The 8,669-nt window shown below is 65.8% G+C and carries 9 protein-coding genes; all 9 read right to left on the bottom strand.

The window, feature by feature from the left end; translation table 11 throughout:
- Nucleotides 1-269, bottom strand: a 269-nt coding sequence (locus tag ACR2JA_RS11420; protein WP_434009200.1) for a translation initiation factor IF-2 associated domain-containing protein, incomplete at its 3' end; no start/stop codon positions are given.
- Between the two features lie 31 nt (nt 270-300).
- Nucleotides 301-1,800, bottom strand: a complete 1,500-nt coding sequence (gene nusA, locus ACR2JA_RS11415) for a transcription termination factor NusA (RefSeq protein ID WP_434009199.1) — start codon at nt 1,798-1,800, stop codon at nt 301-303.
- 79 nt (nt 1,801-1,879) lie between these two features.
- A complete protein-coding gene (gene rimP, locus ACR2JA_RS11410) occupies nt 1,880-2,461 on the bottom strand; it encodes a ribosome maturation factor RimP (RefSeq protein ID WP_434009198.1) in 582 nt (193 codons plus the stop codon).
- Between the two features lie 148 nt (nt 2,462-2,609).
- Nucleotides 2,610-2,831, bottom strand: a complete 222-nt coding sequence (locus ACR2JA_RS11405; protein ID WP_434009197.1) for a DUF2788 domain-containing protein — start codon at nt 2,829-2,831, stop codon at nt 2,610-2,612.
- A gap of 21 nt (nt 2,832-2,852) precedes the next feature.
- A complete protein-coding gene (locus tag ACR2JA_RS11400; RefSeq protein WP_434009201.1) occupies nt 2,853-3,590 on the bottom strand; it encodes a DUF2189 domain-containing protein in 738 nt (245 codons plus the stop codon).
- Between the two features lie 116 nt (nt 3,591-3,706).
- Nucleotides 3,707-5,308 (bottom strand): ABC transporter ATP-binding protein, encoded by a 1,602-nt coding sequence (locus tag ACR2JA_RS11395; protein WP_434009196.1) that lies wholly within the window; start codon nt 5,306-5,308, stop codon nt 3,707-3,709.
- Nucleotides 5,305-6,342 carry an ABC transporter permease gene (locus tag ACR2JA_RS11390; protein WP_434009195.1) on the bottom strand — a complete coding sequence of 346 codons (1,038 nt, stop codon included), beginning with the start codon at nt 6,340-6,342 and terminating at the stop codon, nt 5,305-5,307. Before ACR2JA_RS11390 ends, ACR2JA_RS11395 begins: the two co-directional genes overlap by 4 nt.
- Complete coding sequence (locus ACR2JA_RS11385; protein ID WP_434009194.1) at nt 6,342-7,367, bottom strand: microcin C ABC transporter permease YejB; 1,026 nt, start codon at nt 7,365-7,367, stop codon at nt 6,342-6,344. Before ACR2JA_RS11385 ends, ACR2JA_RS11390 begins: the two co-directional genes overlap by 1 nt.
- Nucleotides 7,367-8,669 (bottom strand): extracellular solute-binding protein (locus ACR2JA_RS11380; protein WP_434009193.1); only part of this gene is annotated, 1,303 nt, incomplete at its 5' end. The genes ACR2JA_RS11380 and ACR2JA_RS11385, both read right to left, overlap by 1 nt.

Genomic DNA, 8,669 nt, shown 5'->3' with positions numbered 1-8,669 from the left:
ACCTCGACCTGGATGGTGCGGGCGCGTCCGGTGGCATCGGCCTGCTTGATCTCGCTGGTGGACTTCTTCACCAGGGTGATCTTCTTGCGTTCACCACCCGCGGTGCCATGGGCTGCCTTGAGGTGGTTGAGCAGGGCCTGTTTGTCCGACTCGGTCACGGCATCGGTGCCGGAAGACTTGCTCAGGCCGGCAGCCGAGAGCTGCTCCAGCAACAGGGAGGTGGGTTTGTTGAGCTCGTTGGCGAGTTCAGCGACGGTGGTACTTGTCATGGGTGTGGTTCTCCGCTCGGGCCTCCATGGTTCAGTTCGATGCTGGCGCTTCGTCGCCAGTGAACCAATGCGCGCGGGCCTTCATGATCAGTGCCGTGGCGTCTTCGGGGGTCTGACCGGTGATGTCGGTCAATTCATCGGTGGCCAGATCGGCCAGTTCGTCACGGGTGTGCACGCCACCGTCGGCCAGCTTGGCCACCAGGTCGGGCGTCACGCCTTCGAGGTCGCGCAGGTCTTGCGAGACTTCTTCGACGCTTTCCTCGCGGGCGATTTCCATCGTCAGCAGGGCGTCCTTGGCACGCGTGCGCAATTCGTTGACGGTGTCTTCGTCGAAGGATTCGATTTCCAGCATTTCCTGCAACGGCACGTAGGCCACCTCTTCCAGGCTGGTGAAACCTTCCTCGATCAGGATGTCGGCGATTTCCTGGTCCACGTCCAGCTTGGCCATGAACACCTTGCGGATGCCGTCGGCCTCTTCGGCCTGTTTCTGGGCCGATTCATCGGCCGTCATGATGTTGATGCGCCAGCCGGTCAGCTCGGACGCCAGGCGCACGTTCTGACCACCGCGGCCGATGGCAATGGCGAGGTTCTCCTCGTCCACCACCACGTCCATGGCGTGGCGCTCTTCGTCCACGACGATGGACACGACGTTGGCCGGCGCCAGTGCACCGATGACGAACTGCGCCGGGTCTTCCGACCACAGCACGATGTCCACGCGCTCACCAGCGAGCTCATTGGTCACGCCGTTGACGCGCGAGCCGCGCACGCCGACACAGGTACCGATGGGGTCGATGCGCTTGTCGTGCGAGAACACGGCGATCTTGGCGCGCGAGCCGGCGTCACGGGCACAGGTCTTGATCTCCAGCAGGCCTTGTTCGATTTCAGGCACTTCCGGGCGGAACAGCTCGATCATGAAGGCCGGGGCCGAACGCGACAGGATGATGGGCGCGCCGCGCAGCGTCAGGTCCACGTCCATGATCATGGCGCGCACGCGGTCGCCGGTGCGGAAGTTTTCCTTCGGGATCATCTCGCTGCGCTTCAAGCGGCCTTCGACGCGGCCGCTCTCGACGATCAGGTCGCCCTTGTCCATGCGCTTGACGGTGCCCACAAAGATCTTGTCGCCACGGCTCATGAAGTCGTTGAGCAGCATCTCGCGCTCGGCGTCGCGGATCTTCTGCAGGATCACCTGCTTGGCGGCCATGGCGCCGATGCGGCCGATCGGCACGCTCTCGACGGGCTTCTCGATGTAGTCGCCCTCTTCGATGTCGGCGATCTCGTCGCGCGCATCGGTCAGCAGTTCTTCGGCATCGGGGTTTTGCAGGCCGGCCTCGTCGGGGACCACCAGCCAGCGGCGGAAGGTCTCGTAGGAGCCGTTGTCCGGGTCCATCGCCACGCGGATGTCCACGTCGCCCTTGTAAAGCTTCTTGGTGGCCGAGGCCAGCGCCTGTTCAACGGCGCCCAGCACCACGTCGCGTTCGACGTTTTTCTCGCGCGAGATGGCATCGATCAGCATCAACATTTCGCGGTTCATATCACTCGCCCACCTTTCCTGACGGATTGTCCAGATACTTCAAAAAAATGCTTGTGGCCCGGCCCATGGCTCCGTGCCTTCAATCTTTGTCGGCCGCCGAGCGGCCTTTGAAATTCACCAGCGGCGCCAATCGCGCCTGCTGCAGATCGCTCAACTGGAAAGTCAAGGCCTGCAACGGCGCCGGCACGCGCTTCTTGCTCACGCGCTGGCCCGGCTTGGGCGCGGGCTCATCGCTCCAGACGATCTGCCATTGCTGGCCGTCTTCGGCGCGCTCCAGCGTGCCGCGAAACTTCTTGCGGTTGGCCGAGACGTCGGTGCCGGTGGCACCGATCGGCGCCTTGAGGGTGATGTCCACCACCTGGCCGGCAAAGCGCAGAAAGTCGTTTTCCGTTCGCAAAGGCCGGTCGATGCCCGGCGAACCCACTTCCAGCCTGCGGTAGTCCACCGCCTCCACTTCCAGCAAATACTGCAACTGGCGGGTCACGGTCTCGCAATCCTCCACCGTGACGAACTGGTCAGCCAGCACTGGTGCGCCCTCAACGAGCGGCTGCCACGGCAGATCGATCGTCACCCGCAACAAGCCTCCGGCGGATCGTTCGAGATCCACCAGGTCAAAACCCAGTCCGGTGACGGTTTGTGCGACGGTGTCCTGCCAGGCCATCTTGTGCGTTTGCTGCCTTGTGTTGATGCGGTGTGTGAGAAGCGATCGGCCAAAAAAAATGGGCCGGTGGTAACCCGCCCATTTGGTCGTGAAGCGCGCATTGTAGCGCTTGGAAAGACCCGATTACAATATTCAGGCCATCAAATGATCAAATTCCCAGCACCCACTGGATGACGTTCTTGGCCATGAAACCCATCATGCCCAAAGACAGCACCAGAAAGATGATGAAGGTGCCGAACTTGCCCGCCTTGGATTCCAGGGCCAGGTTCAACACGATGAACAGCATGTACAGGATGAAGGCGCCAACGCCGAACGTCAGGCCGAACTGGGCGATCTGACTTTCGGTCAGACCAAATAGCGTGTTTTCCATGGCGAAAAGTCTCGGTGCGGCTCAGGGGGCCGACACCGGCGCAGAAGGTGCGAACGCGGTCAGGTCGCGGTAGGCGTGCCAGCTGGCGTGGGCGATCAGGGGTATGACCACCACCAGGCCCAGCAAGGCGGTGAGCATGCCCAGGCCGACCAGCATCGAGATCAGGACCGCCCACCACACCAGAGGTCCGGGGTGGTCAGCGACCGCACGCCAGCTGGCGGTCACGGCCATGCTGACGGGAACACTCTTGTCCACCAGCATCGGGATGGCGACCACGCTGGAAGCGAACACCGGGGCGGCCAGCAACGAACCGACCAGCAGCCAGACCTCGAAAAGCCCCACCTCCTTGACCAGCACGACGTGCCGGAAAAAATCCAACGGTTTGAGGATCGGCGCGGGCGACCAGAGCGTGATCAGCCCGGCCGAGGTCATGACCCAGCCGGTCCCGGCCAGCCCCAGCAGCAGACCAAAGCGCACCAGCCGACCGTCGAAGGAGCGCCACAGGGCCAGTACCTCCCGCAACCCGGCCTTTCGGCCCGCCGCCCGCTCGCGGCTGACGTGGTAGAGCCCGGTGGCCAGCACCGGGGCGACGATCAGGAAGCCCGAGAAGGCGCCGGCCAGGAGCCAGAAACGGTCGCGCGCCAGCCAGACCAGCAACCACCCGAAAACGGCCAGGGCCAGGCCGTGGACCAGGCCGGGCACCGGGTTGGCGCGCAAGTCTTCCCAGCCGCGCTCGATCCATCGGGTCGGCGAAACCATGTCCACGGCGACCGGGCGTGGTGAGACGGGTTGGGGATGTGGACTCATGTCGGACGGAAGGAGAATCAGGAACGGAAGATCGCGACAGCGCGCCGGTGGCGCACGGCGATCCTAATTCATGCCCAGGACGCGGCGCTGACGAGCGCCTGGGTGTAGGCGTGCTGCGGCCGGTCCAGCACCTCGAACACGCTGCCGTGCTCAACGACCTGGCCATCCTTGAGCACCAGCACCGTGTGCGCCATGGCCCGGATCACGCCGATGTCGTGCGTGATCAGCAGGTAACTCAGCCCACGTTCGCGCTGCAGCCGCTGAAGCAACGCCAACACCTGCTGCTGCACCGTCACGTCCAGTGCGCTGGTGGGCTCGTCGAGCACCAGCAGCTGAGGCTGCACGATCAGGGCCCGCGCGATGGCCAGACGCTGGCGCTGTCCGCCCGAAAACTCGTGCGGATAGCGTTGCAACCAGGCCTCGGCCTGCTGCGGGTCGGGGCACAGCCCGACGTCGTCCAGCGCGGCCAGCACGCGCTGGCGGCGTTGCACAGCGTCCAGCGCGGGTTGGTGGATCCGCAGGCCCTCCGACACGATTTGGTCGACCGTCATGCGGGGCGAGAGGGATGAAAAAGGGTCCTGAAACACCACCTGCACGCGCTGGCGCAGGCTGCGCTCCTGCCCGGCCTGGCGGGCCTGTTCCCAATCGGTTTCCCCTACACGCAAGCCGCCTTCGTGCGGCAGCAGGCCCAGTACGGCCAAGGCCAGCGTGGACTTGCCCGACCCCGACTCCCCCACCACGCCCAGCGTGGCGCCGGCCAGGACGGCGAAGTCCGCGCCCTGCAGCGCCACGAACGAACCCCGCCGGAACCAGCCGGCCAAGCCTGGCAGCGGGACCGGATAACGCACCCGCAGACCCTGCGCCCGCATCACCAGCGGCGCATCGGCGTCCGGCTCGGCCACCTGGCGCTGCGCCTGGCTGGCCATCAGCCGGCGGGTGTAGGGGTGCTGCGGGGCGGCAAACACCTCGGCCACGGTGCCCTGCTCCACCAGGTGCCCGCGCTCCATGACAGCCACTCGGTCGGCAAAGCGGCGCACCAGGTTCAGGTCGTGTGTGATCAGCAGCACCGCCATGCCGTGCTGGCGCTGCAGGTCGGACAGCAGGTCCAGGATCTGGCCGCGCAGGCTCACGTCCAGCGCGGTGGTGGGCTCGTCGGCGATCAGCAGCTTGGGGCGGCTGGCCAGGGCCATGGCGATCATCGCGCGCTGGCGTTGGCCACCGCTGAGCTGGTGCGGGTAGGCGCCGGCGCGGCGTTCGGGCTCGGGAATGCCGGTGGAGGCCAGCAGCGCCACCACCTCCTGCCTCGCCTGGACCGCGGCCATGCCGCGCTTGAGCTGCAGCACTTCGGCGATCTGCTCGCCCACGGTGTAGAGCGGGTTGAGCGCGGTCATCGGCTCCTGAAAGATCACCGCGACCTCGTCGCCGCGCACGGCGCGCAGCTCGCGCTCGCTCAGCTGCAGCAGGTCGCGCCCGTGAAACAGCGCCGAGCCCTGCACTTGGGCGTTCTGCACCAGGCGCAGCAGCGACAAGGCCGACACTGTCTTGCCCGAACCGGATTCACCCACCAGCGCCAGCTTTTCGCCCGCCTGAAGGGTGAAACCGATCCGGTGGACCACGTCCGCACCGTTGAACCCCACCTGGAGGTCTCGCACGTCCAGCAGCGGTGTCATGCGTCCTGCTTTCTCGGGTCCAGCGCGTCGCGCAGGGCGTCGCCCATGAAAGTGAGCAGCAACAGCGTGATCACCAGCACGGCAAAGGTGGACAGCGAGATCCACCAGGCGTCGATGTTGTTTTTGCCCTGGCTGAGCAGTTCGCCCAGCGACGGTGTGCCCGGCGGCACGCCCAGACCCAGGAAGTCCAGCGAGGTCAGCGCCAGAATGGCCGCGCTCATGCGAAACGGCAAAAAGGTCACCACCGGCGTCAGGCTGTTGGGCAGCACATGGCGCCAGATGATCTGCCAGTTGCTCAAGCCCATGGCCCGGGCGGCGCGCACGTAGTCCATTTGCCGGTTGCGAAGGAACTCGGCCCGCACGTAGTCGGACAGCCCCATCCAGCCGAACAGGCTGAGCAGCACCAGCAACAGGCCGATGCTGGGCGAGAGGATGGCCGAGAAGATGATCAGCAGGTACAGCTCGGGCATGGAGCCCCAGATTTCGATGAAGCGCTGGAACGCCAGGTCGGTGCGCCCGCCGAAGAACCCCTGGATGGCACCGGTGACGATGCCCAGCACCGTGCCGATGGCCGTGAGCGCCAGCGCGAACAGCACGCTGACGCGGAAACCGTAGAGCAGCTGGGCCAGCAGATCGCGGCCGCGATCGTCGGTGCCCAGCCAGTTGTCAGCGGTCGGGGCCGAGGGGTTGGGCGACTTGGCGAAATAGTTCAGCGTTTTCGGCCCGTACGGATTGGGCGCGTAGACCGCCCAGTTGCCGTCCTTGCCCAACTGCTCGCGGATGAACGGGTCCAGGTAGTCGGTGTTGCTCTCGAAGTCACCACCAAACGTGGTTTCCGGGTAGTCGTGCACCATCGGCCAGTAGGTCTGGCCCTGGTAGCGCACCACCAGCGGGCGGTCGTTGGACAGGACCTCGGCGAACAAGCTGAGCCCCACCAGTGCGCCGAACACCAGCAGGCTCCAGTAGCCCAGGCGGTTGCGCTTGAAGCGCTGCCAGGCGCGGCGCGAGGGGGACAGGGATGCGGTGGTGGCCATCAATCGAACTTCACACGCGGGTCCACCCACAGGTAGCAGAGATCGGACACCAGCTTGGTCACGAGCCCGATGAGGGTGAACAGGTACAGCGTGCCCAGCACCACCGGGTAGTCGCGCCGGATCACGCTTTCGTAGCTCAGCAGCCCCAGGCCGTCGAGCGAAAACAGGGTCTCGATCAGCAGCGAACCGGCGAAGAACGCGCCGATGAACGCGGCGGGAAAGCCGGTGACGATCGGGATCAGCGCGTTGCGGAACACATGCTTCCACAGCACCTGGCGCTCGCTCAGGCCCTTGGCCCGCGCGGTCATCACGTACTGCTTGCGGATCTCTTCCAGGAACGCGTTTTTGGTCAGCATGGCCGTGACGGCAAAGCTGCCCAGCACCATGGCCGTGACCGGCAGCGTGATGTGCCAGAGGTAGTCGACGATGCGCGCGCCCCAGCTGAGCTCATCCCAGTTGGCCGAGGTCAGCCCGCGCAGCGGGAACCACTGCAGCTGCCCGCCGAAGATGACCAGCAAGGCCACACCCAGCACAAAGCCCGGAATGGCGTAGCCCACCAGCACGATCAGCGTGGTGACCAGGTCAAAGCGCGAACCGGCCCGCACCGCCTTGGCCACGCCCAGCGGCACGGCCACCAGGTAGCTGATGAAGAAACTCCACAGCCCCAGGCTGATCGACACCGGCAGCTTTTCCCAGATCAGTTCGGACACCGCCTTGTTCTGGAAGAAGCTGGTGCCCAGGTCGAACCGTGCGAACTGACCGAGCATCTGGAAAAAGCGCTCGGTGGGCGGCTTGTCGAACCCGTACAGGGCCTTGATCTGCTCCAGGCGTTTCGGGTCCACCCCTTGCGCGCCCCGGTAGACCGAGCCACCCTCGGCGCCCGTGCCCTGCCCGGTACGGGCTTCGGCCAGGTACTGCTCCACCGGCCCTCCCGGCACGAACTGGATGACCACAAAGGTCAGCAGCAGCACGCCCAGCAGCGTGGGGATCATGAGCAGCAGACGCTTGAGGATGTAGACCCACATCACTTGGCCCACCAGGTGTCGATCGCCCAGTCTTCGCCAGATGCGTAGGGCGGCATGGCGTCGGGACGCTCCAGGCGCCAGGCGTTGTAGACCATGCGGTGCGTGCTGGCCGACCATTGGGGCACGAGGTAGTGGTTGTGCATGACCACGCGGTCCAGCGCGCGGCAGGCCGCCAGGAAGTCCGGCCGGGCCGACGCACCCACCATGCTGCCGATCAACGCGTCCACCGCCGGGCTTTTGACGCCGGCCATGTTGCCCGAGTCTTCCGTGTCTGCCGCCTTGCTGCCAAACAGGTCGGCGTACTCCGGCCCCGGGTTGTGCGTACCACCGTAGGCCAGCGAGGTGATGTCGAAGTTGAAGGTGCGCAGACGCTGCTGGTACAGCGCAAAGTCCACCGGCCGGAAGCGCAGCTGCACGCCCAGCTTCTCCAGGTTGCGTGCCCAGGGCGTGACCACGCGCGCGCCCGATTCGTTGCTGTCCAGGTATTCCAGCTCCAGCGCCTGTCCCCGGGCGTTGCGCAGCACGCCGTCCTGCACCGTCCAGCCGGCCTCGCGCAGCAGGGCCTGGGCCTTGCGCAGGTTGCCGCGCAGCGAATCGGCACCGTCGGTGCGGGGCGCGCGGTAAGCGGCACCGAACACCGCGGGCGGCAACTGGGCTTGCCAGGGTTGGAGCAAGGCGCGCTCGGCGGGCGACGGCATGCCGTCGGCCGAGCAATCGGTGTTGCCGAACAGGCCCTGCACCCGCTCGTAGGCGCCGTAGAACATCTGCCGGTTCATCCACTCGTAGTCCATGGCCAGGCCCAGGGCCTGGCGCACGCGGATGTCGGCCAGCAGCGGGCGGCGCGTGTTGAGCACGTAACTCTGAAAGCCTGTGGGCAGTCGGTGGGTGAACTCGGTCCTGACCAGTTCGCCGCTGTCAAAACGCTTGCCGTTGACGCGGCGCGCCCAGTCGCCGGCCGAGAAGAAGCGCATCAGGTCGAACTCGCCGGCCTTGAGCGCTTCGAGCCTGGCGGTGTTGTCCTTGTAGATCTTGACGGTGATGCGGTCGAAGTTGGCCGTTCCCCGGCGCACGGGCAGGTCGCGCGCCCAGTACTGCGGATCGCGCACGTAGGTGATGTCTTTGCCAAAGCGCACCGGGCCGATCTTGTACGGACCGCTGCCGATGGGGATCTCCATCACCACTTCGTCAAAGGGCTTGCCCTGTCCCCAGGCGCGGCTGAACACCGGCAGGCCGCCCACGGTCAGCGGCAGCTCTCGGTTGGGTTTTTTGAAGCGGAATCGCACGGTGCGCTCGTCGACCAGA

The sequence above is a fragment of the Hydrogenophaga sp. genome (genome assembly GCF_051007235.1).
Taxonomy (GTDB): Bacteria; Pseudomonadota; Gammaproteobacteria; order Burkholderiales; family Burkholderiaceae_C; genus Hydrogenophaga.
The sequence above is the reverse complement of the archived record's forward strand: the minus strand, read 5'-3'. Positions and strand labels throughout refer to the sequence as shown.

What these genes read in the sequence shown, in the direction of transcription:
- ACR2JA_RS11405 (WP_434009197.1), bottom strand. Translation starts at nt 2,831, where the DNA reads ATGGAAAACACGCTATTTGGTCTGACCGAAAGTCAGATCGCCCAGTTC.
- ACR2JA_RS11400 (WP_434009201.1), bottom strand. Translation starts at nt 3,590, where the DNA reads ATGGTTTCGCCGACCCGATGGATCGAGCGCGGCTGGGAAGACTTGCGC.
- ACR2JA_RS11390 (WP_434009195.1), bottom strand. Translation starts at nt 6,342, where the DNA reads ATGGCCACCACCGCATCCCTGTCCCCCTCGCGCCGCGCCTGGCAGCGC.
- nusA (WP_434009199.1), bottom strand. Translation starts at nt 1,800, where the DNA reads ATGAACCGCGAAATGTTGATGCTGATCGATGCCATCTCGCGCGAGAAA.
- rimP (WP_434009198.1), bottom strand. Translation starts at nt 2,461, where the DNA reads ATGGCCTGGCAGGACACCGTCGCACAAACCGTCACCGGACTGGGTTTT.
- ACR2JA_RS11385 (WP_434009194.1), bottom strand. Translation starts at nt 7,367, where the DNA reads ATGTGGGTCTACATCCTCAAGCGTCTGCTGCTCATGATCCCCACGCTG.
- ACR2JA_RS11395 (WP_434009196.1), bottom strand. Translation starts at nt 5,308, where the DNA reads ATGACACCGCTGCTGGACGTGCGAGACCTCCAGGTGGGGTTCAACGGT.